The 21,735-nt window shown below is 70.2% G+C and carries 16 protein-coding genes; 11 read left to right on the top strand and 5 right to left on the bottom strand.

The annotated features are described in order from the left end of the window. Nucleotides 1–119: 119 nt before the first annotated feature. The gene (locus QFW96_RS29245; protein ID WP_281458979.1) at nucleotides 120–2,996 is read left to right on the top strand and encodes an FAD-binding and (Fe-S)-binding domain-containing protein; all 2,877 of its coding nucleotides are present in this window, start codon (nucleotides 120–122) and stop codon (nucleotides 2,994–2,996) included. Nucleotides 2,997–3,013: 17 nt separating this feature from the next. Then, nucleotides 3,014–3,967 (top strand): aldo/keto reductase, encoded by a 954-nt coding sequence (locus tag QFW96_RS29240; protein WP_281458978.1) that lies wholly within the window; start codon nucleotides 3,014–3,016, stop codon nucleotides 3,965–3,967. Here the strand turns inward: QFW96_RS29240 and dctA are convergent. Continuing rightward, nucleotides 3,952–5,328 carry a C4-dicarboxylate transporter DctA gene (dctA, locus tag QFW96_RS29235; protein WP_281458977.1) on the bottom strand — a complete coding sequence of 459 codons (1,377 nt, stop codon included), beginning with the start codon at nucleotides 5,326–5,328 and terminating at the stop codon, nucleotides 3,952–3,954. The two genes, QFW96_RS29240 and dctA, sit on opposite strands and share 16 nt — an antisense overlap. Nucleotides 5,329–5,488: 160 nt before the next feature. Between dctA and QFW96_RS29230 the strand changes: the two genes are divergently transcribed. Both QFW96_RS29230 and QFW96_RS29225 read left to right on the top strand, forming a co-directional pair. Further along, nucleotides 5,489–6,373: a LysR family transcriptional regulator gene (locus QFW96_RS29230; protein ID WP_281458976.1), complete on the top strand. Its 885-nt coding sequence runs from the start codon at nucleotides 5,489–5,491 to the stop codon at nucleotides 6,371–6,373. A 102-nt stretch (nucleotides 6,374–6,475) separates the two neighbouring features. Next, on the top strand, nucleotides 6,476–7,552 hold the full coding sequence (locus QFW96_RS29225) for a tartrate dehydrogenase (RefSeq protein WP_281458975.1): 1,077 nt from the start codon (nucleotides 6,476–6,478) through the stop codon (nucleotides 7,550–7,552). A 6-nt stretch (nucleotides 7,553–7,558) separates the two neighbouring features. Here QFW96_RS29225 and QFW96_RS29220 read toward each other — a convergent pair whose 3' ends face one another. Further along, entirely contained in the window at nucleotides 7,559–8,161 is a 603-nt protein-coding gene (locus QFW96_RS29220; protein ID WP_281458974.1) for a TetR/AcrR family transcriptional regulator, read from the bottom strand. A gap of 52 nt (nucleotides 8,162–8,213) precedes the next feature. On the opposite strand from QFW96_RS29220, the gene QFW96_RS29215 reads away from it, so the two are divergent. Next, nucleotides 8,214–9,458: a cytochrome P450 gene (locus QFW96_RS29215; RefSeq protein ID WP_281458973.1), complete on the top strand. Its 1,245-nt coding sequence runs from the start codon at nucleotides 8,214–8,216 to the stop codon at nucleotides 9,456–9,458. Nucleotides 9,459–9,721: 263 nt separating this feature from the next. Here QFW96_RS29215 and QFW96_RS29210 read toward each other — a convergent pair whose 3' ends face one another. Further along, the gene (locus QFW96_RS29210; protein WP_281458972.1) at nucleotides 9,722–11,125 is read right to left on the bottom strand and encodes an APC family permease; all 1,404 of its coding nucleotides are present in this window, start codon (nucleotides 11,123–11,125) and stop codon (nucleotides 9,722–9,724) included. Further along, nucleotides 11,118–13,034 (bottom strand): primary-amine oxidase, encoded by a 1,917-nt coding sequence (locus tag QFW96_RS29205; protein ID WP_281458971.1) that lies wholly within the window; start codon nucleotides 13,032–13,034, stop codon nucleotides 11,118–11,120. Before QFW96_RS29205 ends, QFW96_RS29210 begins: the two co-directional genes overlap by 8 nt. 118 nt (nucleotides 13,035–13,152) lie before the next feature. On the opposite strand from QFW96_RS29205, the gene QFW96_RS29200 reads away from it, so the two are divergent. Then, nucleotides 13,153–13,740, top strand: coding sequence for a TetR/AcrR family transcriptional regulator (locus tag QFW96_RS29200; protein WP_281458970.1), 588 nt, complete (start codon nucleotides 13,153–13,155; stop codon nucleotides 13,738–13,740). 1 nt (nucleotide 13,741) lies between these two features. On the opposite strand, the gene QFW96_RS29195 is transcribed toward QFW96_RS29200, so the two are convergent. Next, complete coding sequence (locus QFW96_RS29195; RefSeq protein WP_281458969.1) at nucleotides 13,742–14,410, bottom strand: GntR family transcriptional regulator; 669 nt, start codon at nucleotides 14,408–14,410, stop codon at nucleotides 13,742–13,744. 115 nt (nucleotides 14,411–14,525) lie between these two features. Here QFW96_RS29195 and QFW96_RS29190 point away from each other — a divergent pair, with 115 nt between their 5' ends. The 5 genes from QFW96_RS29190 (at nucleotide 14,526) to QFW96_RS29170 (ending at nucleotide 21,571) form a co-directional block, all read left to right on the top strand. Further along, complete coding sequence (locus QFW96_RS29190) at nucleotides 14,526–16,019, top strand: fumarylacetoacetate hydrolase family protein (protein ID WP_281458968.1); 1,494 nt, start codon at nucleotides 14,526–14,528, stop codon at nucleotides 16,017–16,019. Next, nucleotides 16,016–16,969, top strand: coding sequence for a 4-hydroxy-tetrahydrodipicolinate synthase (gene dapA / locus QFW96_RS29185; protein ID WP_281458967.1), 954 nt, complete (start codon nucleotides 16,016–16,018; stop codon nucleotides 16,967–16,969). Before QFW96_RS29190 ends, dapA begins: the two co-directional genes overlap by 4 nt. A gap of 3 nt (nucleotides 16,970–16,972) precedes the next feature. Beyond that, nucleotides 16,973–18,460 carry a 5-carboxymethyl-2-hydroxymuconate semialdehyde dehydrogenase gene (hpaE, locus tag QFW96_RS29180; protein ID WP_281458966.1) on the top strand — a complete coding sequence of 496 codons (1,488 nt, stop codon included), beginning with the start codon at nucleotides 16,973–16,975 and terminating at the stop codon, nucleotides 18,458–18,460. 30 nt (nucleotides 18,461–18,490) lie between these two features. Continuing rightward, a complete protein-coding gene (gene hpaD, locus QFW96_RS29175) occupies nucleotides 18,491–19,561 on the top strand; it encodes a 3,4-dihydroxyphenylacetate 2,3-dioxygenase (RefSeq protein WP_281458965.1) in 1,071 nt (356 codons plus the stop codon). A gap of 105 nt (nucleotides 19,562–19,666) precedes the next feature. Further along, nucleotides 19,667–21,571, top strand: coding sequence for an FAD-binding monooxygenase (locus tag QFW96_RS29170; protein ID WP_281458964.1), 1,905 nt, complete (start codon nucleotides 19,667–19,669; stop codon nucleotides 21,569–21,571). Nucleotides 21,572–21,735: the final 164 nt, after the last annotated feature.

The raw sequence follows: 21,735 nt of genomic DNA, 5'->3' as shown, positions 1-21,735 counted from the left end.
GAACGTCCTGCGGTTTCGCTCGCCCGCGAGGGCGATCGGGTTCTCGTGGCGGGCGGGCCCGACACGCGGGCGCGTGTTGGGGTGGGCCGGAGGCGTTGGGGGAGGGAGAATCCTGGGTCATGATCGAGACCGCCGTGGATCCCACCTCGCTGCTGAGCGCGCTCGCCGAGGTGGGGGTGCAGGCCGACGCTTCGACGCGGCGGCGTGCCGAGTACGCCTACGACGCTTCGAACTACCGCGTCGTGCCCGTGGCCGTGGTGTTTCCCCGGACTCCCGATGACGTCGTGGCCGCCGTGGGGGTGTGCCGCGACACCGGGACGCCGATCATCGCTCGGGGCGGCGGAACCTCGATGGCGGGCAACGCCGTGGGCCCCGGGTTGGTGCTGGACTTCTCGCGGTACATGAACCGGGTGCGGGCCATCGACGAGGAGACCGGGACGGTCGACGTCGAACCCGGTGTCGTGCTCGCCGACCTGTCGGCCGCGGTGGAACGCGCCACCGGCGGGCGGCGGACGTTCGCGCCGGACCCGTCGTCGAAGAACCGCGCCACCGTCGGCGGTGCGATCGGCAACGACGCGTGCGGCAACCACTCCGTGCGCTACGGCCGCACCTCCGATCACGTCGCCGAGATCGACCTCGTCACCTCCGACGGCGCGCGGTTGACCGCCACCGAGACGGGTCTGCGCGCCACCGACCCCGCCGACGCGGTCTCGGCCGCGCGGGCCGAGGACCTGACCGCGTCACTGGCCGGCTTGGCCGCGGAGCACCTGAGCGCGCTGCGGCTCGAACTCGGCCGCATCCCCCGCCAGGTCTCCGGATACCACCTCGAAAACCTGCTTCCCGAGCGGAAGTTCAACATCGCCCGCGCCGTCGTGGGTACCGAGGGGACGTGGGCCGTGGTGGTGGGGGCGCGGATGAAGCTGGTGCCGAAACCGGCCAGCGCGCTGCTGGTCTGCCTCGGTTACCGCGACGTCGTCGACGCGGCTCGCGACGTCACCACGATCCTGGAGTTCTCCCCGGCCGCCGTCGAGGGAACCGACGCCGCCATCGTGGCCACCATGCGCCATCGGCGTGGCCCGGACGCCGTGCTGGGGCTGCCCGACGGGGAGGCGTGGCTGTTCGTCGACCTCGACGGGGACGACCCGGACTCGGTCAGCGCCCAGGCCGACCGGCTGCTGGAGCGGCTCGCGGAGAACGGTCGGCTCGTGCAGGGGCGCAAGGCCGCCGACCCCGCTGAGCGGGCGTCGCTGTGGCGAGTCCGGGAGGACGGCGCCGGGCTGTCGTCGCGGCTGGCCTCGGGTGGGGAGTCGTGGCCGGGCTGGGAGGACGCCGCCGTCGCGCCGGAGCGGCTGGCCGACTACCTGGCCGACCTGCGCGAGCTGCTCGACTCGCACGGGCTCACCGGGGTCATGTACGGGCACTTCGGGGCCGGGTGCATGCACATCCGCATCACCTACGACCTGCGCAGCGAACAGGGGCGGGCGGTGTTCCGGGAGTTCACCCGCCAGGCCGCGGAACTCGTCGTGCGCCACGGCGGATCGCTGTCCGGTGAGCACGGCGACGGACGCGCCCGGTCCGAGCTGCTGTCGATCATGTACTCGCCGGAGGTGATGGCCGCCTTCGCCGAATCCCGCCGCATCTGGGACACCGTCGGCATCCTCAACCCCGGATCGATGACCGACCCCGACCCGATCGACGCCCACCTCGCCCTCGCCGGGGTGCCCGAACGCGAGTGGCGCACCAGCTTCGAGCTGAACCCGACCTCCGGCCGCGACCCGTGGGTGCACGCCGTGCAGGGCTGCATCGGGGTCGGCCGGTGCCGTGCCGACGGCGGTGGCGTGATGTGCCCGAGCTACCGCGCCACCCGCGACGAGAAGGACTCCACGCGCGGGCGGGCCCGCGTGCTGCAGGAAGTCGTGCGGGGTGCCCGCACCGTCGAGCAGGGCTGGCGGTCCGAGGAGGCGCGGGAGGTGCTGGACCTGTGCCTGTCGTGCAAGGCCTGCGCCACCGACTGCCCGGCCGGGGTCGACATGGCCACCTACAAGTCGGAGTTCTACGACCACTACTACCGCCGACGCCTCCGTCCGCGCTCGCACTACACGCTGGGCTGGCTGCCGCGCTGGCTCAAGCTCACCGGCCGACTGTCCGGCGCCGTCAACGCCGTGCTCGGAAGCCGCCTGGGCAAGGCGATTTCAGCAGCGGGCGGGCTCACCACCCGACGCGCGCTGCCGCGCTTCGCCGGCGCGGGGGAGTGGCGGCGAGAGGTCCCCGACGCCGGTGCCGAGGGTTCGGTGGTGCTGTTCGTGGACACCTTCACCCGCGGCTTCCGGCCCGAGGTCGCCGGTGCCGCCGCCCGGGTTCTGGGTGACGCGGGAGAGTCCGTGGCCTGCTCGGCCGACGCCTGCTGCGGCCTGACCTGGATCTCCACCGGCCAGCTCGGCACCGCCAAGCGCAAGCTCGCCGAAGCCGCGGCCGCTCTCGACGACGGCACCGACCGGCCGATCGTCGTCGTCGAACCCAGCTGCGCCGCCGCGCTGCGCAAGGACCTGCCCGAACTCGTCCACACCGACCAGGCCCGCCGCGTCGCCCGGCGCGTGCGCAGCTTCGCCACCCACCTCGCCGACCGCGTCGCCGGAGGCTGGACGCCGTCCCCGGCGCGGCCACCGGAGAAGGCCGTGCTGCAGACGCACTGCCACGAGCACTCGGTGTTCGGCGCCGCCGCCCAGCGCACCGCGCTCCGGGCCGCCGGGGTCGGCGAGGTCGTCGACGCCACCGGATGCTGCGGCGTGGCGGGGAACTTCGGCTTCGAAGCCGAGCACTACGAGGTCAGCATGCAGGTCGCCGAGAACGCGCTGGCCCCGGCCCTGCGCGGAACCGACCGCGATGCCGCGGTGCTCACCGACGGATTCTCCTGCGCAAGGCAAGTGGACCAGCTCGACCCCACCCGCCCCGGCCTGCACCTCGCGCAGGTGCTCGACCCGGGCCACGACCGCTGAGAGATTGGACGAGATCCATGCGAACGGTTCCGCTCGGCACCACCGGTGCCCAGGTCCCGAACGTCGTCGCCGGGATGATGCGCATCGCCGACAAGACCGATGAGCAGATCCGCGAGCTCTACACCACCGCCCGCGACGCCGGCATCGACTTCTTCGACCACGCGGACCTCTACGGGTTCCGGCACCCGGGCGGTGGCACGCACTTCTGCGAACGCCGCTTCAGCGAGGCCCTGCAGCTGACCGGCGCGGATCGCGACGAGATCACGCTGCAGACCAAGACCGGCATCGTCGACGGCGAGGAGTGGCACTACGACTCCTCGTACGAGCACATCGTGTCCTCGGTGGAGGACTCGTTGCGCGCACTGGGCACCGACCGCATCGACGTGCTGCTCCTGCACCGGCCCGACGCGCTGATCGAGCCCGAGGAGGTCGCCCGGGCCTTCGACGAGCTCGAATCCTCCGGCAAGGTGCGCAGTTTCGGCGTCTCCAACCACACGCCGCGCCAGATCGACCTGCTCAAGACCGCGGTGCGGCAGCCCATCGTGACCAACCAGGTGCAGCTGTCGGTGACGCACTCGGCGATCGTCACCCAGGGCCTGGTCGCCAACACGGCCGACGACGACGCGGTCACCCGCGACGGCGGCGGACTCGTCGAGCACGCGCGCATCAACCGGATCACCCTGCAGGCCTGGTCGCCGTTCCAGAGGGGCGGCGGGCAGGGCGGGGTGTTCCTCGGCGACCCCGACCTCCCGGAGCTCAACACGATGCTGGACAAGCTCGCGGCGAAGTACGGGGTCACGCCGATGGCCATCGCCACGGCCTGGATCACCCGCCACCCGGCCGCGATGCAGGTCGTGCTGGGCACGACCACTCCGCAGCGCGTCACCGACGCCGCTGCCGGATCGGACGTCCGCCTGACCCGATCCGAGTGGTACGGGCTCGTCCAGGCCGCGGGTCACCGCTTGCCGTGAGCCGGGGCGGTCGGCTCGGCGGAGTCGTCCGGCATCGCCGCCGACCGCTCGGCCGAGCCGGGATCGGCCAGGACCTGCCTGGCGCGGTCGAGGTCGAGGTTGCGGTCCCACTTGGCGATGGCGAGGGTGGCCACGGCGTTGCCGTAGAAGTTGACCAGGGCGCGGCACTCGGACATGAACTTGTCGATGCCGAAGATCAGCATGATCCCGGCCGCCGGCACCGTCCCCACGGTCGACAGCGTCGCGGTCAGCGCGATGAACCCGCCGCCCGCCACCCCGGCGGCGCCCTTGGAGGTCAGCAGCATGACCGCGAGCAGCCCGAGCTGCTGGGTGATGCTCAGCGGCGTGTTCGTGGCCTGGGCGATGTAGAGCGTGGCCAGCGACAGGTAGATCGCCGCGCCGTCGAGGTTGAAGCTGTACCCGGTCGGCACGACCAGGCCGACGGTGGTGCGGTCGGCGCCGAGGAACGTCATCTTGCGCATCAGCCCCGGCAGCGCGGGCTCGGCGGTGGAGGTGCCCAGCACCAGGAAGAACTCGTCCTTGAGGTAGCGGAAGAGCTGGAAGATGTTGAGCCGCACGTAGAGCGCGAGGAACCCGCCGAGCACGACCACCACGAACAGGATCGAGGTGACGTAGAACAGGGCGATGAGCGAGCCGAGACTGGTCAGAGTGGACAGTCCGAACTTGCCGATGGCGTAGGCCATCGCGCCGAACGCGCCCAGCGGGGCGGCTTTCATGACGAAGCTCAGCACCTTGAACACGATCTCGGTGAACCGCTTGACCCCGGCCACCACCGGTTCCCCGATCGGGCCGACCGCCTTGATCGCGATCCCGAACAGCACCGCCAGGAAGATGATCTGCAGGATGTCGCCCTCGACGAAGGCGCCGAAGAAGCTGTCCGGAACCAGGTTCGTCAGGAACTCCCACCAGTGCTGCGACTCACCGGATTCGATGTACTCCTGGGCTTTCCCGCTGGTCTGGATCGTCGACGGATCGGCGTTGACCCCCTCGCCGAGCCGGACGAGGTTGATCGCGACCAGGCCGATGACCATCGCGATGATCGTGCCCACCTGGAAGTAGGTCAGCGCCTTGAGCCCGGTCATGCCGACCTTCTTCAGGTCGGCGACGCTCGCGATGCCCCCGATGATGGTGAGGAACACGATCGGCCCGATCAGCATCTTCATCGCGTCGATGAACGTCGTGCCGATCGGCTCCATCGCCTCACCGACATCCGGCCAGCGCCACCCGACGAGGATCCCGATGACGATCGCGACGAGCACCTGCACGTAGAGCTGCCGGTACCAGGGCTTGGCCTTCGGCCTCCCGCTGTCGGGAACCGGGCGCTGTGCGGTTTGCGTCATTGCAAGTCTCCTGCACGTCGATCATCTCCAGCGGCACGCTGCCGGGCACCGACAGTGACCCGGTTCGCGCGGCGCCGTCCAACAGGGACTCGCTACCTGACTGATAGGTTCGATGAATGAATCCCGGTTGACCTGGGAAGATCGACGAGGGGTGGGGTGCGTGGACGCGCGACAGCTGGAGTACTTCCTGGCGATCGTCGACAACGACGGCTTCGGCCGCGCCGCCGCGAAGCTGCACATCGCCCAGCCCTCGCTGTCCCAGGCGGTGGCAGGGCTGGAGCGCGAGCTCGGCGTGCGGCTGTTCCACCGGATCGGGCGCGGCGCGGTGCTCAGCGACGCCGGCAAGGAGTTGATCGGTCCGGCCCGCCAGGTCCTGCGCGACCTGCGCACCGCCAAGGCCACGATGGACTCGCTCAAGGGCGTGCAGCGCGGCCACGTCGAACTGGTGACGATGCCCTCGCCCGGCATCGAACCGCTCGGCACGCTGACCAGGCTGTTCACCCGCGAACACCCCGGGATCATGGTCGGTGCCGACGCCGCGTTCACCCCGGACGAGGTGCTGCAGAAGGTCCGCGAAGGCGTCTGCGAGCTCGGACTGGTCGGCGTTCCGGGTGATCTGCGGGCCCCCGGGGTGGACGTGCTTCCGCTGGAATCGCAGGACTTCGTGCTGGTCGGCGCCGAACTGCCGGACGACGACCCGGTGCCGGTGACGGCGTTGGGCGGTGCCCGGCTGATCGCCTCGCCGCCGGGCAGTCAGATGCGCCGGATCGTCGACGAGATGGTGACCTCGGGTGCCGAGATCGTCGCCGAGGTCGCCCACCGCACCTCGATCCTGCCGCTGGTCCTGCAGGGGGTCGGGCTGGCGGTGCTGCCCTCGGCCTGGGTTCCGCTGGCGCGGCGGGCCGGTGCCCGAGCCGTGCGCGTCGACTCGCCCTCCCGGCTGCACGTCGCGCTGGTCAGCCGATCGGCGCCGCTCACCCCGGCCGCGCGGGCGTTCCTGACCGTCGCCCGCTCCTACACCCCGCTCGACCACCTGGACACATAGCTCACGCCTATCAACCGAATCGGCAGCGCGTGTTGGACGCGGGGCGTCCCGCCGGTCTTCACTCAGGGGGAAGAGCAACCGACCGCCGCAGGGAGTGACCTGATGTCCGAGCAGCGCACCTTCTCCATCGCCGCCATCCCCGCCGACGGCGTGGGCACCGAGGTCGTGGCCGCGGGACGGGCCGTCCTGGACGCGCTGGCAGCGGGCTCGGGAGGGCGGTTCGCCTTCGAGTGGACCGAATTCCCCTGGGGCTGCGGCTACTACGAGAAGACCGGCCGCATGATGGACGAGGACGGGCTGGAGACGCTGCAGGACTTCGACGCCCTGTACTTCGGGGCCGTCGGCTGGCCGTCGGTGCCGGATCACATCAGCCTGTGGGGGTTGCGGCTGCGGATCTGCCAGAACTTCGACCAGTGGGCCAACGTGCGTCCCGTGCACTTCCACCCGGGCATCACCTCGCCGCTGCGCAAGGCCGACGACACCCCGCTGGACTGGGTCGTGGTCCGCGAGAACAGCGAAGGCGAGTACGCGGGTCTGGGCGGTCGCAACCTCGCCGGTCGCGGGCCCGGCAACGAGGTGGCGCTGCAGACGGCGCTGTTCACCGAGAAGGGCTGCGAGCGCATCATGCGCTTCGCCTTCGACCTCGCCCGGCAGCGCGACCGCAAGAAGGTCTCGTCGGTGACCAAGAGCAACGCCCAGCAGTACGGGATGGTGCTGTGGGACGAGGTCTTCGAGCGGGTGGCCGCCGATTACCCGGACGTGGAGACCGAGAGCGTGCTGGTCGACGCCATGTCGGCGAAGTTCGTGCTGCACCCCGAAGACCTGTCGGTGGTGGTGGCCTCGAACCTCAACGCCGACATCCTGTCCGACCTCGGCTCGGCCTTGGCCGGGAGCCTCGGACTCGCCGCGAGCGCGAACCTCAACCCGGACCGCCGCTTCCCGTCGATGTTCGAGCCGGTCCACGGCTCGGCCCCCGACATCGCGGGTCAGGGCCTGGCCAACCCGATCGGCGCGATCGGCAGCGCGGCACTCATGCTGGAGCACTTCGGCCTGAACGACGAGGCCACCCGAGTGCGCAAGGCCATCGAATCCACCACGGCCGCGGGCCTGCTCACCCCCGACGTCGGCGGCACCGCCACGACCGACCAGATCGTCGAGGCGGTCCTGGCCAACCTCTGAGCGAGGTCAGCGCAGGGCCGGGGCGAGCCAGCGTTGCAGGTAGGCGCGGAGTTCCGGCCCTGCGCGCGGTGGGTCGCCGGGGTCGAGGACCAGGGATTGCAGCGTGCGCAGGAGGTGTTCGACGAGCTCGCGGCGTTGGTCTTCGTCCCAACCCAGCGAGTCCCAGTCGATGCCGAAACCGGTGATGAGGTCGCGGCCGATCTCGATCGACGCCGACGAGGTCAGGTTCGCGACCGTGCCGCTCATGCGTCCCGGCGCCAGCAGGCGGTTGAGCGCCGGGTCGTCGCGCAGGTGCTCGAAGACGTAGGCGACGACCTCGACCGCGGCGTCCCCGGCATCACCGCCGGTGGCGGCCAGGTGGGCGCGGACGTGCTCGACCAGGTCGGTCGTCAGGTCGGCGACGGCCTGGTTCGCCGCCGCGTTGAGCAGTCCTTCGGTGGTGGGGAAGTAGCGGTACACGGTCTGGCGGGTGATGCCGACCCGCTCGGCGATCTCGGCGGTGCTGGTCGTGCCCGCCTCGGCCAGGCGCTCCCGGGTCGCGGCCAGGATCCGGGAACGCGCCTCCGAGGCGTCGGCCGGTGGGGAACCGGCCCATCCGTGCGCGCGCATGCCTGCAGTATCCCATTCCATACACTTCTCGAAATGTGTATGGTCCCGGGGTATGGCGAATCCGCTGCCCCCAGGTTTCGACTTCACCGACCCCGACCTCAACCTCGCCGGAATCCCGCACGAGGAGTTCGCCGCCCTGCGCAGCACCGCCCCGATCTGCTGGGTCGAGCAGACCCCGGAGGCGCGCGCCGGCATGTCGGAGGAGTCCGGCACCGGCTACTGGGCCCTGACCAAGCACGCCGACGTCGCCGCGGTCTCCCGCAACAGCAAGGTGTTCAGCAGTCACGAGAACGCCGTGATCATCCGGAACCCGGAGACCGCCACCCGCGAGTCGGTCGAGCCGTCCAAGGTCGTCATCATCAACCAGGACGCGCCCGAGCACACCCAGCTCCGCAAGATCATCAGCCGGGGCTTCACCCCGCGCGCCATCGGAGCTCTGGAGGAGGCGCTGGAGGAGCGGGCGCGCCGGATCGTCCGCGACGCCGTCGAGACCGGTGGCGGCAACTTCGTCGACCAGATCGCCTCGCAGTTCCCGCTGGAGGTCATCGGTGACATGCTCGGCGTCCCCGCAGAGGACCGGCGCAAGATCTTCGACTGGACCAACCAGATGACCGGCGCCGAGGACCCCGATCTGGCCCGCGAGGACAACGATCCGGAGGCCGCGGCCGCCGAAGTGCTGATGTACTCGATGGGTCTGGCCGCCGAGCGGCGCGAGAACCCGCGCGACGACATCGTCACCAAGCTCGTCAACGCCGACGTCGACGGGCGCGGGCTCACCGACGACGAGTTCGGCTTCTTCGTCATCGCCCTGGCCGTCGCGGGCAACGAGACCACCCGCAACGCCACCTCGCACGGCATGAACGCCTTCTTCGAGCACCCCGACCAGTGGGAGCTGTGGAAGCGGGAGCGCCCGGCCACGATGATGGACGAGGTGATCCGCTGGGCCAGCCCGGTCACCTCCTTCCAGCGCACCGCGCTGGAGGACGTCGAGGTGGGCGGCGTGGAGATCAAGCGCGGCGAGCGCGTGGGCCTGTTCTACGCCAGCGCCAACCACGACGACGAGGTCTTCACCGACCCGTTCACCTTCGACATCACCCGAGACCCCAACCCGCACCTGGCCTTCGGCGGCCACGGCGCCCACTACTGCATCGGCGCCAACCTCGCCCGCATGGAAGTCCGACAGATCTTCGACGCCGTGGCCGACATGGCCCCCGACCTCCGCCGCGCGGGAGAACCCCGTCGCCTCCGCTCGGGCTGGCTCAACGGAATCAAAGACCTCCCCGTCCAGTACACCTGACACCAGGATTACTGCCGTATTCCGTCACCCGATTACGGCAGTTTTCCGTTGCCCGATTACGGCCGTAATCCGTCAGCGGAGGCAGTTAGGACCGCTGGGCGCGACGACCGCAGGTCTCGACCGGTCGAAAACCGCGGTTTTCGTCGCGCGACAACCCCGGTTTTCGACGTGGGGTGTGGGAGCGCGTTGTTGGGGTGTTGCACGGTGGTTCGGTGTTGGTGGGTGGGGGACGTCCTCGCGGAGGCGCCTCAGCCACCACGGGACTAGGGCGTCGGGGAGGTCGTGGGGTGGGGTTTGGTGGTGAGGGTGGTGGCCGCTCCGAGGGCGAAGGCCGCGGGGATGGTGGCAAGGAGGGTGGTGGCGACGGTCGCCGAGCCGCTGATGAGGGTGGTGAAGTTGGTCAGGACCAGGATCGTGAGGGCGAGGACTCCGAGGAGGCCGAGTGCGGGGGCGATTCGGGTGTTCCACCAGCGGGTGTCGACGTCCGCGCGGGCGAAGAAGACGAGGATCGCCAGGCCGGTGAGCAGGATGAGGGTGAGGATGCTGACCGTGGCCAGACCGGACATCCAGGTGAAGAGGTTGAGGACCGGGTCGGCCCCGGCGAGCGCGAAGATCGCGAGGACGACGACGGCGGTGCCGGTCTGGGCCAGCGAGGCGACGTGCGGGGACTCGTGGCGCTCGTGGGTGGTGCCGAGCGCGGCGGGCGCGATGCCGTTGCGGCCCAACGCGAACAGGTAGCGGGCGATCGCGTTGTGGAACGCCAGCAGCGCCGCGAACAGGCTGGTCAGCAGCAGGACGGTGACGGTGTCGGCGAAGACCGGGCCGAGGCGGTCGCTCGCGGTGTCGAAGACGAGGCCCGAGGTGTTGGCGGTGGCCGCGGCCTCGACGCGGCCCGGGCCGTGGGCGACGACGATCGTCCAGCTGGAGAAGGTGTAGAACCCGCCGATGAGCAGCACCGCGGCGTAGGTCGCGAGGGGGATGGTGCGCTTGGGGTCGCGGGTCTCCTCGCCGTAGATGGCGGTGGCCTCGAAACCGATGAACGAGGCCACGGCGAACGTCACCGCCACGCCCGGCGCGCCGTGGAAGAACGTGGCGGGGGAGAACGACGTCGTCGAATAGCCCTGGGGTCCGCCCTGCAGCAGGATCGCGACCGATAACACCGCGACGACGCCGATCTCCAGCACCAGCATCGCACCGAGGACCTTCGCCCCGATCTCGATGTTGCGGTACCCCAGCGCGGCGACGACGACCAGCAGCACCCCGGCCAGCGCCCACCACGGCACGCCCGGCCCGCCGCAGCGGGTGATGAGCTCCTGCAGGGTGGAGGAGGCGAGACCGTAGATCGCGGCCTGGATCGCCGTGTAGGTCAGCAGCGCCAGCCCTGCCGCGCCGAGCCCGGGAACCCGGCCGAGACCTCGGGTGACGTAGGCGTAGAACGCGCCGGCGTCGACGACGTGGCGGCTCATGGCCGCGTAGCCGACGCTGAAGACGACCAGCACGACCGCCACGACCGCGTAGGCCAGCGGGACACCGGGACCGTTGCTGATCGACAGCATCACCGGCAGCGCCCCTCCGATGGAGGTCAGCGGCGCGGCGGCCGCCACCACCATGAGCACGATGCCCGCGACGCCGATCGATCCGCGCAGGCCGCTGGTTCTCTCACTCATGGCAGCACCCTCCGGTCGTCTCGGCGGAGCGGTTCGGCGGCACGTCCAGGGCGGGGTTGCGGTCGAAGAAGCCGACGGGCTTGAGCTGGAAACCGGTGCGGTCGACCGGCATGATCGGCCAGTCCTCCGGACGCGGGAAGTGCGTGAGCCCGAAGGTGTGCCACACGACGACGTCCTGATCGTCGAGGTCGCGATCCTCGGCCGCGAACGCCGGAAGGCCCGCGCCGCCAGGGTGCTGGTTCACGAAATCGCCTGCGGCGTAACGCTGATCCGGGTCGTAGCGGGTGACCCACAGGTGCCGCGTGGCGAAGGTGGCGCGTCGCTGGATCGACGAGCCGTCGTCGGCGAGCAGCTCGGGGTTGCCCTCGGGCAGCAGCGCGTAGGCCACCGGGTCGCCGAGCCGGTTGCGGGCGGACGGGTTGGTGATGTGCCAGACCCGGCCCGCCCGGTTGTCGGCCAGCCGCTGGGCCTGCGACTCGCTGCGCAGCGGGGTCCGGGTGTGGGTGAAGGCGTTGCCGCGCGGGTTGTCCGGGCCGGTGGGCACCCGCTGCACGTCGATCTCCTCGACGGAGTTGCCGTGCCCGTCGACCATCATGTCCAGCCGCGCCGAGAACAGGTGCTGGTGGAACGGGGCGCCGAGACCGGGAGCCAGCTGCGAGGCGTACGGGTTGGTCGTGTCGTTGCCGGGGCCGGGGTAGGCGGAGGTGAAGACGACGCCGGTTGCCTTGACCTCGCACTCGATGGTGCCGTCGAGGTAGAGGTACCAGTAGAAGCCGTAGTCGTAGTTGCCGATGGTGGTGAAGAACGAGATCACCATCCGCCGCTGCCTGCGCGTCTCCGACGATCCCGCCCACAGGTCGGTGTGCTTCCACAGCACCCCGAAGTCCTCTTCGTGCATGCAGATCGCGTTGTTCAGCACGCGCGGGTGGCCGAACTCGTCGGCGACGACGGCGTCGAGGTAGGTGATGTCGCCGAGGCAGTCGCAGCCCAGCTCCAGGGCGTTGGCGTACCGGCCGATCATGTACTCGCCGGTGTCGAAGTAGTTCTGCCAGGACCGCACCGGTGAGGGGTCGGCGTAGGGCACGACCATCTCCGAGATCGACGCGCGGTGGATGATCGGGCGCTCGCGGTCGCCGTCGCGGAACGCGATCTGGTGCAGCACGAGGCCCTCGCGCGCGTCGAAACCGATGCGCAGCGACCAGTTCTCCCATTCGAGCCGGTCGCCGTCGAGGCTGAAGCCGGGGCCCTCGGGCTGGACGATCTCGATCGGCCGCTGCGAGGTCCGCAGCGGACCGGTCACGGCCGGGTCGTCGAAGTTGCCCGACTCCTGCGGGATCGGCACCGGACCGAGGTCGAGGACGCGGGTGACCGCGCGCTCGTCGACGTCGACGTAGCCGACCAGCCCGTCGATCGGATGCGCCCAGGCGTGATCGGCCGGGTGCTGCTGCAGGAACGCCAGACCGCGCAGGATGCGCCGGCCGGTCTCCTCGGGGTAGTCGAACACGCCCGCCGACAGGGGTGCGACGCGGACCTGACCGACGTCGAGATCGCGCGCGGCCAGCGCCTGCAGCCAGCGCTCGTCGGCGGCGAGGATCTCCTCGACCAGCCCGAACTCCTCGTCCAGAACCGGAAGTTGGCCGTCCGAGGCCGGATCCAGCGCCGTGTCGCGCAGCACCGAACCCGACGACAGCGACAGGACGAGGTCCCGGTCGCCGGACTTCGGATCGTGCAGCAGGGCGCGCACCCGGCGGTCGGCGCCGTGGAGGGCGTGCTTCGGGGGTTCCTCCAGTCCCAGGTAGACCACGCGGGTGGTCTCGGCCAGGAAACCGTTGTCGTCGAGGAGGTTTCTCGCGCGGGTGATCTCGTCCGCGGAGAGCCGGTCGAGCGGATGGGGGGAACGGGTGGGCATCCTTGACTCCCTTTTTTCTACACTCGTAGACGAAAGGGTGAGGGATGACACCAGCGCGCACAAGGGGCGGAGCGAACTCGATCGGTAGAGTGGGGCGGATTCTTACCCGGGAGCAATCGTGCCGAAACGCGTCGACCACGAGGACCGTCGCGCCCGCATCGCGGACGCGACCTGGCGGCTGATCGCCGAACGCGGCATCGAGGCGACCACGATGCGCGCGATCGCCGAGTCCATCGGGATGGCCAACGGCGCGCTCAAGCACTACTTCCCGGACAAGAACTCCATCGTGCGAACGGCTTTCAGCTACGTGTTCGACGCGACCAACGAGCGCGTCCGCGAGCGCTTGCGCGGCGAGACCGGGATGGACGCGCTGTGGATCTTCTGCGAGGAGATCATGCCGGTCGCCGACCTGACCGACCTGGAAGCCCGCGTGGTGCTGCCGTTCTGGCAGCGGGCTCTGGCCGACGCCGACCTGCGCCGGCTCTACACCGACTCGATGGCGTTGTGGCGCGGCCAGATCATCGGTTTCCTGGCCGAGGCCCGGGACGAGGGGGCGATCGGGACCGCGATGTCCGACGAGCTCGTGGCGGAGCAGCTGCTGGCCATGCTCAACGGTCTGCAGGCCCTGGCGCTGCTCGACGAGGCCTCCGCGACCCGGGAGGTGCAGCAGCGCACGGTCGCCGCGTACCTGGAGTCGCTGCGGTAGTTCAGCCCTGGGAGTGCTGGAACTCCAGCAGGGCGTCCAGGGTGGCCGTGCGGTGGCGGCGGGCCGCCAGTTCGATGTCGAGGGGGTCCGCGCCGGACTCGATGAGGTCGACCAGGGCGTCGTGCTCGGCGACGGATTGCACCGCGCGGCCGGGGACGAAGCTGAAGGTGGAGTTGCGGAGCATCCGCAGGCGGCTCCAGCCGCGGTGCACCAGGTCGATGAGGTGGTCGTTCGGGCAGTGCAGGAACAGCGCCGAGTGGAACTCCTCGTTGAGCTCGGTGAACCGGCGCGGGTCGAAGTGCTCCAGGGTGTCGCGCATGCGGTCGTTGATCGCGCGCGCCTTGGCGAGCTCGGCGGCGGTGAGCAGGGGAGCGGAGAAGCCGGTCGCGGCGCCCTCGACCACGGCGAGGGTCTGCATCGTGGTCACGTACTCGCCCTCGTCGACCAGGGCGACCTGCGCGCCGACGTTCTTCTCGTAGGTGACCAGCCCCTCGGCCTCCAGCCTGCGGATGGCCTCGCGGACCGGGACCGTGCTGACGCCGAGCTCGGTGGCGAGCTGGCTGAGCACGAGCCGGTAGCCGGGGGTGAACCGGTGCGAGACGATCCGGTCGCGGAGCCACTCGTAAGCCTGCTGGGACTTGCTGGTGGCGGCCGGTGCGTCGCTGGTCATGGCTCCCCGTTTCGGTGACGTGACGCCTCATTGTGCCGGACGGGTGATCAGGTCCGGTGAAGCGCGGTCGGCGTCCCATTGTGATCGCATACGTCATCATATACGATTCGGCGTCATGACGACCGATGCCGTTCGTTCTCCGGCTGACGGCCTCGCACACCACCCGCTCGTCGGGCGGCCGGGCAAGGTCATCGCACTGCACCTCAACTACCCGTCCCGCATCGCCCAGCGCGGGCGCGCGCTCGCCAGACCGTCGTACTTCCTCAAGCCCGTCACGTCGCTGGCCGCCGACGGGGGCAGCGTGGAGCGCCCGCCGGGCGCCGAGCTGCTGGCCTTCGAAGGCGAGATCGCGCTGGTCATCGGCGCGACCGCGCGCCGGGTGTCCCGGGAGGACGCCTGGTCGCACGTCTCGGCCGTCACCGCCGCCAACGACCTCGGCGTCTACGACCTGCGGGCCGCCGACAAGGGTTCCAACCTGCGCTCCAAGGGCGGCGACGGGTTCACCCCGCTGGGGCCCGAGCTGCTCCCGGCCGCGGAGATCGACCCGGCGGGGTTGCGGGTCCGGACCTGGGTCAACGGCGAGCAGGTCCAGGACGACACCTCGGGCACCGTGGTGTTCCCGTTCGCCGAGCTGGTCTCCGACCTCTCCCAGCTGATCACCCTCGAACCCGGCGACGTCGTGCTCACCGGCACCCCGGCGGGCTCCTCGGTGGTCGGGCCGGATGACGTCGTCGAGGTCGAGGTGGACGAGCCCGCCAGCGGGCGCAGCACCGGCCGCCTGCGCACCACCGTCGTCGAGGGCGCCGAGCCGCTGCCGGAGTTCAGCGCGCAGCCGGCCGTCGACGACCACCAGCGCGCCGAGGCGTGGGGGAGCCGCGAGGCCGCCGGGCTGGAGCCGCTGTTCGAGCTCACCGACGGGATGCGGGCGAAGCTGGAGAAGGTGGCGGTGGCGACGCTGTCGGCGCAGCTGCGCAAGCGCGGCTACGACCAGCTGTCCATCGACGGCGTGCGCACCAACAAGCCCGGGAGCAAGCTCATCGGCCGGGCCCGCACGCTGCGGTTCGTGCCCGCTCGCGAGGACCTGTTCCGCAGCCACGGCGGCGGGTACAACGCGCAGAAGCGCACCTTCGACTCCCTCGGGCCGGGCGACGTGCTGGTCGTCGAGGCGCGCGGGGAGCGCGGCAGCGGCACCGTCGGTGACATCCTCGCGCTGCGCGCGCAGGTGCGGGGCGCGACCGGCATCGTCACCGACGGGGGCGTGCGCGACCACACCGCGGTCGCGGAGCTGGAGATCCCGACGTTCTCCAACGGCCCGCACCCGGCGGTGCTCGGCCGCAAGCACGTGCCCTGGGACAACGACATCACCGTGGCCTGCGGCGGGGCCACCGTGCAGCCCGGCGACGTCATCGTCGGCGACGACGACGGGGTGCTGGTCATCCCGCCCGCGCTGCTCGGTGACGTGCTCGACGCCGCGATCGAGCAGGAGGCCGAGGAGGAGTGGATCGCCGCCCGCGTCGCCGAAGGCGCGGCCGTGGACGGGCTCTACCCGCTGACCGGCGAGTGGCGTCGCCGCTACGACGCCGAGCGAGCTCAGGAAGGAACACGATGACGAACTGGCGTACGCGACCGGAGGAGCTGACCGGGTCGATCGCTCCGGTGATCACGCCGTTCACCGCGGACGGAGCGGTGGACCACGAGTCGCTGGCGAACCTGGTGAACTGGCAGCTCAAGCAGGGTTCCGACGGGGTGTCCATCGGTGGTTCCACCGGCGAGCCCAGCGCGCAGACCATCGACGAGCGCGCCGACGCGATCCGCACCGTCCTCAAGACCGTCGACGGTCGCGCACCGGTGGTGCCCGGGACCGGATCGGCCAAGCTCGACGAGACCATCGAGCTCACCGGCGCGGCCTACGACGCGGGCGTGGACGCGGCGCTGATCATCACGCCGTACTACGCGCGGCCGACCCAGGAAGCGCTCTACGTCTGGTACAAGACGGTGGCCGAGGAGTACCCGGAGCTGCCGATCATCGCCTACAACGTGCCGAGCCGGACCGCGGTGGAGATCGCGCCGGAGACGGTGGCCCGGCTGCACCGCGATGTGCCGAACTTCGTCGGAATCAAGGAGACCACGAAGGACTTCGAGCACTTCTCCCGGGTGATCAAGGCCGCCGGACGCGACCTGCTGGTGTGGTCGGGCATCGAGCTGCTGTGCCTGCCGCTGCTGGCGCTCGGCGGCACCGGGTTCGTCAGCGCCACCGCCAACATCGCGCCCGCGGCTACGAAGAAGATGTACGACGCATTCCACGCCGGGCGCATGGACGAGGCCCTGGACATCCACTACGGCGTGCACCCGCTGGTGGACCTGATCTTCGTGGAGACCAACCCGGCCCCGGTCAAGTGGGTGCTGTCCGAGCGCGGCCTGATCCGCTCCGGGCACGTGCGCTCGCCGCTGATCACGCCGACCGACGCGGGCAAGGACAAGATCCGCGCGCTGCTCGCCGAAGGCGCCGACTACCTGTCGCCGGTCGAGGACACCGACACCATCGCCGGAGGGAACTGAACCATGCAGCACGTTCCGGAGAACCTGCCCAAGCGCATCCAGCACTTCATCGGCGGCGAGTTCGTCGACAGCCTCGACGGCGACACCTTCGAGGTCCTGGACCCGGTGTCCAACCAGAACTACCTGGAGGCCTCGGCAGGCAAGCAGGCCGACATCGACCGGGCGGTCGCGGTCGCCAAGCAGGCCTTCGACGAGGGACCGTGGCCGGGGATGCTGCCGCGCGAGCGGGCGCGGATCCTCAACCGCATCGCCGACATCGTCGAGACCCGCAACGAGCGGCTCGCCGAGCTGGAGACGTTCGACACCGGCCTGCCGATCACCCAGGCGCTGGGGCAGGCGAAGCGGGCCGCGGAGAACTTCCGGTTCTTCGCCGACCTGATCGTGGCGCAGGCCGACGACACCTACAAGGTGCCGGGCAAGCAGGTCAACTACGTCAACCGCAAGCCCAAGGGCGTCGCCGGGTTGATCACGCCGTGGAACACGCCGTTCATGCTGGAGAGCTGGAAACTGGCCCCCGCCTTGGCCTCCGGGTGCACGGTGGTGCTCAAGCCCGCCGAGTTCACACCGCTCTCGGCGGGGCTGTGGCCCGAGATCTTCCGCGAGGCCGGGGTTCCCGACGGGGTGTTCAACATCGTCCACGGCATCGGCGAGGAAGCCGGGGACGCGCTGGTCAAGCACCGCGACGTGCGGCTGATCTCGTTCACCGGCGAATCCGCCACCGGCAGCCTGATCTTCGCCAACGCCGCTCCGACGCTCAAGGGCCTGTCGATGGAGCTCGGCGGCAAGAGCCCGGCCGTGGTGTTCGCCGACGCCGACCTCGACGCGGCGATCGACTCGACGGTGTTCGGCGTGTTCTCGCTCAACGGCGAGCGCTGCACCGCCGGGAGCCGAATCCTGGTGGAGCGGCCGATCTACGACGAGTTCGTGCGCCGCTACGTCGAACGCGCCAAGAACGTCAAGGTCGGCGACCCGCACGACCCGGCCACCGAGGTCGGTGCCCTGGTGCACCCGGAGCACTACGCGAAGGTCACCGAGTACATCGAGATCGGCAAGACCGAGGCGACACTCGCCGCAGGCGGTGGCCGCCCGGCGGGGCTGGAGGCCGGGAACTACGTCGAGCCGACGGTGTTCGTCGACGTGCCGCCCACCGCGCGGATCTTCCAGGAGGAGATCTTCGGGCCGGTCGTGGCCATCACCCCGTTCGACACCGACGAGGAAGCACTCGCACTGGCCAACAACACCAAGTACGGGCTGGCGGCCTACGTGTGGACCTCGAACCTGGAGCGCGCCCACAACGTCGGGCAGCGCATCGACGCCGGGATGGTCTGGCTCAACTCGCACAACGTCCGCGACCTGCGCACCCCCTTCGGCGGTGTCAAGGCCTCCGGACTGGGGCACGAGGGCGGGTACCGGTCGCTGGACTTCTACTCCGACCAGCAGGCCATGCACATCTCGCTCGCCCCCGTGCATACCCCCAAGTTCGGCGCCTGACGCGCCACGCATGCGAAGGACTGTTCAACGATGACTGTCTCGGAATCTCCAGCGCTGACTCCTCCGGACATCGTGCGCTGCGCCTACCTCGACCTGGTCGTCACCGACCTGGCCAGGGCGCGGGCGTTCTACGTCGACGTGCTCGGCCTGACCGTCACCGCCGAGGACGACGAGGCGATCTACCTCCGCACGCTGGAGGAGTTCATCCACCACAACCTGGTGCTGCGCAAGGGGCCGGTCGCCGCCGCGGCGGCCTTCGCCTACCGGGTGCGCACGCCCGAGGACGTGGACCGGGCCGAGGAGTGGTTCGCCGCGCGCGGCTGCCGCACCGAACGCCGGAAGGAGGGCTTCGTCAAGGGCATCGGGGATTCCGTCCGGGTGACCGATCCGCTCGGCTTCCCGTACGAGTTCTTCTACGAGGTCGCCCACGTCGAGCGCCTGGCGTGGCGCTACGACCTGCACACACCGGGTGCGCTGGTGCGACTGGACCACTTCAACCAGGTCACCCCGGACGTGCCGAAGGGCCGGGAGTACCTGGAGGACTTGGGTTTCCGCGTCACCGAGGACATCAAGGACGACGAGGGAACCACCTACGCGGCGTGGCTGCGGCGCAAGGACACCGTGCACGACACCGCCCTGACCGGCGGTGACGGACCCCGCCTGCACCACATCGCCTTCGCCACCCACGAGAAGCACAACGTCCTGTCCATCTGCGACAAGCTCGGCGCCCTGCGCCTCTCCGACGTCATCGAGCGCGGCCCCGGCAGGCACGGCGTGTCCAACGCCTTCTACCTCTACATCCGCGACCCCGACGGGCACCGCATCGAGATCTACACCCAGGACTACTACACCGGCGACCCCGACAACCCCACGGTGACCTGGGACGTCCACGACAACCAGCGCCGCGACTGGTGGGGCAACCCGGTCGTTCCCTCCTGGTACACCGAAGCCTCACCCGTCCTCGACCTCGACGGGAACCCGCAGCCGCTGCACGAGCGCACCGACAGCAGCGAGATGGCGGTCACCGTCGGCGCCGACGGCTTCTCCTACACCCGCAAGGGCGACGAGGAGCAGGGATTCAAGTTGGGATCGTCGCTCTGAGGTGACGGTTTTAGCCACGACTGTCCATGATCGAAGTCCGTTTCGTCCGGTCAATCATGGCTAAAACCGTCCGCGGCAAGGCTCACGATGAAGTGAGGAGAGATCGTGCAGTTCCACCACCACGGCTACGTCTCCGGTGATCCCCGCGTGCAGCAGGCCTCCGGCACCGGCATCGATCGCCCGTCGGAACTCCCCGACGAGGTCGACGTGCTCATCGTGGGCAGCGGTCCCGCGGGGATGATCGCCGCCGCGCAGCTCGCCCAGTTCCCGCACATCGTCACGCGCGTGGTCGAGCGCCGCGCCGGGCGGCTGGAGATCGGGCAGGCCGACGGCATCCAGGCGCGCAGCGTGGAGACCTTCCAGGCGTTCGGGTTCGCCAACCGGATCATCGAGGAGGCCTACCGGATCACCGAGATGTGCTTCTGGGCGCCCGATCCCGAGCACCCGGAGAACATCGTCCGGACCTCCCGCGCCCCCGACGACCCGACGGGGATCAGCGAGTTCCCGCACTTGATCGTCAACCAGGCCCGGGTGTTGGACTACTTCGCCGAGGCCGCCCGCAACGCGCCCGCGCGCCTGGAACCGGACTACGGCTGGGAGTTCGTCACCCTCGACGTCGCCGAGGAGGGGGAGCGCCCGGTCACCGTCACGCTGCGGCGCAGCGCGGGGGAGGGCGAGGGCGAGCAGCGCACGGTGCGCGCCAAGTACGTGATCGGCTGCGACGGTGCGCGCAGCAGGGTGCGCGAGGCGATCGGCCGCGAGCTCGTCGGAGACCAGGCCAATCACGCCTGGGGCGTGATGGACGTGCTGGCCGAGACCGACTTCCCCGACATCCGCACCAAGTGCGCCATCCAGTCCCACGACGGTGGCAGCATCCTGCACATCCCGCGCGAGGGCAACCACCTGTTCCGGATGTACGTCGACCTGGGCGAGGTCTCCGCCGACGACCACGGCAAGGTCCGCCAGACCACCCAGGAGGAGGTGGAGGCCCGCGCCAACCGCATCCTGCACCCCTACACGCTGACGGTGAAGCACGTGGGCTGGCGCAGCGTCTACGAGGTCGGGCACCGGCTGGCCCACAAGTTCGACGACGTCCCGGCCGAGCTCGTGGGCACCCGCACGCCGCGGGTGTTCATCACCGGCGACGCCTGCCACACCCACAGCGCCAAGGCCGGCCAGGGCATGAACGTGTCCATCCAGGACGGCTGGAACATCGCCTGGAAGCTGGGGCACGTCCTCGACGGCCGCGCCCCGGAATCGCTGCTGGACACCTATTCGGCCGAGCGGCAGGTCATCGCGCAGAACCTGATCGACTTCGACCGCGAGTGGTCGAGCATGATGGCCGCCAAGCCCGAGGAGCTGGGTGACCCGACGGCCCTGGCGGACTTCTACGTCAAGACCGCCGAGTTCCCGGCCGGTCTGATGACGCAGTACGAGCCGTCGCTGATCACCGGCGAGACCGCGCACCAGGACCGGGCGGCCGGGTTCCCGATCGGCAAGCGCTTCAAGTCCCACCCGGTCACCCGGGTCTGCGACGCGAACCCGGTGCACCTCGGTCACCACCACCGCGCCGACGGGCGCTGGCGGATCTACGTCTTCGCCGACCGTCCCGTCCCCGGAAGCCCTTCGAGGACAACCGAATTCGCCGAGTGGATCACTACCTCGCCGCAGTCGCCCGTGGTGGCCCACACGCCGGAAGGTCTCGACGTGGACGCCTGGTTCGACGTGAAGGTGATCTACCAGCAGGACCACGCCGAGTTCGACCTCGGATCGGTTCCGCGCGCGTTCCTGCCGAAGGTCGGCCCTTACCAGTGCGTCGACTACGAGAAGGTCTACGCCGCAGACCCGGCCGACGACATCTTCGAAGCCCGAGGCATCAACCGAAACGGAGCCCTCGTCGTCGTCCGGCCCGACCACTACGTCGCCCAAGTCCTGCCGCTGGAGGGCACCGACGAGCTCGCGGCGTTCTTCGAACGGCTCCTGGGAGCCCCCAGCCGAGTGGCGGTCTGAGGTGCCGACGACGTGAGAACGGGTGGCCGGGCGGGTTTTCCGCTCGGCCACCCGTGTGTGGCGGGGTCAGGACGTCGTGCTGAGGCCCTTGGAGATGAGGTCCATGACGGAGGAGTCGGCGAGCGTGGTGACGTCGCCGACTTCGCGGTTCTCGGCGACGTCGC

Origin of the sequence: Saccharopolyspora ipomoeae (assembly GCF_029952525.1) — a bacterium.
Lineage (GTDB): Bacteria > Actinomycetota > Actinomycetes > Mycobacteriales > Pseudonocardiaceae > Saccharopolyspora > Saccharopolyspora ipomoeae.
Note: the sequence above shows the minus strand (reverse complement) of the source record. Positions and strands in the feature narration are given on the sequence as shown.

What these genes read in the sequence shown, in the direction of transcription:
- QFW96_RS29245 (WP_281458979.1), top strand. Translation starts at nt 120, where the DNA reads ATGATCGAGACCGCCGTGGATCCCACCTCGCTGCTGAGCGCGCTCGCC.
- QFW96_RS29240 (WP_281458978.1), top strand. Translation starts at nt 3,014, where the DNA reads ATGCGAACGGTTCCGCTCGGCACCACCGGTGCCCAGGTCCCGAACGTC.
- dctA (WP_281458977.1), bottom strand. Translation starts at nt 5,328, where the DNA reads ATGACGCAAACCGCACAGCGCCCGGTTCCCGACAGCGGGAGGCCGAAG.
- QFW96_RS29225 (WP_281458975.1), top strand. Translation starts at nt 6,476, where the DNA reads ATGTCCGAGCAGCGCACCTTCTCCATCGCCGCCATCCCCGCCGACGGC.
- QFW96_RS29220 (WP_281458974.1), bottom strand. Translation starts at nt 8,161, where the DNA reads ATGCGCGCGCACGGATGGGCCGGTTCCCCACCGGCCGACGCCTCGGAG.
- QFW96_RS29215 (WP_281458973.1), top strand. Translation starts at nt 8,214, where the DNA reads ATGGCGAATCCGCTGCCCCCAGGTTTCGACTTCACCGACCCCGACCTC.
- QFW96_RS29210 (WP_281458972.1), bottom strand. Translation starts at nt 11,125, where the DNA reads ATGAGTGAGAGAACCAGCGGCCTGCGCGGATCGATCGGCGTCGCGGGC.
- QFW96_RS29205 (WP_281458971.1), bottom strand. Translation starts at nt 13,034, where the DNA reads ATGCCCACCCGTTCCCCCCATCCGCTCGACCGGCTCTCCGCGGACGAG.
- QFW96_RS29195 (WP_281458969.1), bottom strand. Translation starts at nt 14,410, where the DNA reads ATGACCAGCGACGCACCGGCCGCCACCAGCAAGTCCCAGCAGGCTTAC.
- QFW96_RS29190 (WP_281458968.1), top strand. Translation starts at nt 14,526, where the DNA reads ATGACGACCGATGCCGTTCGTTCTCCGGCTGACGGCCTCGCACACCAC.
- dapA (WP_281458967.1), top strand. Translation starts at nt 16,016, where the DNA reads ATGACGAACTGGCGTACGCGACCGGAGGAGCTGACCGGGTCGATCGCT.
- hpaE (WP_281458966.1), top strand. Translation starts at nt 16,973, where the DNA reads ATGCAGCACGTTCCGGAGAACCTGCCCAAGCGCATCCAGCACTTCATC.
- hpaD (WP_281458965.1), top strand. Translation starts at nt 18,491, where the DNA reads ATGACTGTCTCGGAATCTCCAGCGCTGACTCCTCCGGACATCGTGCGC.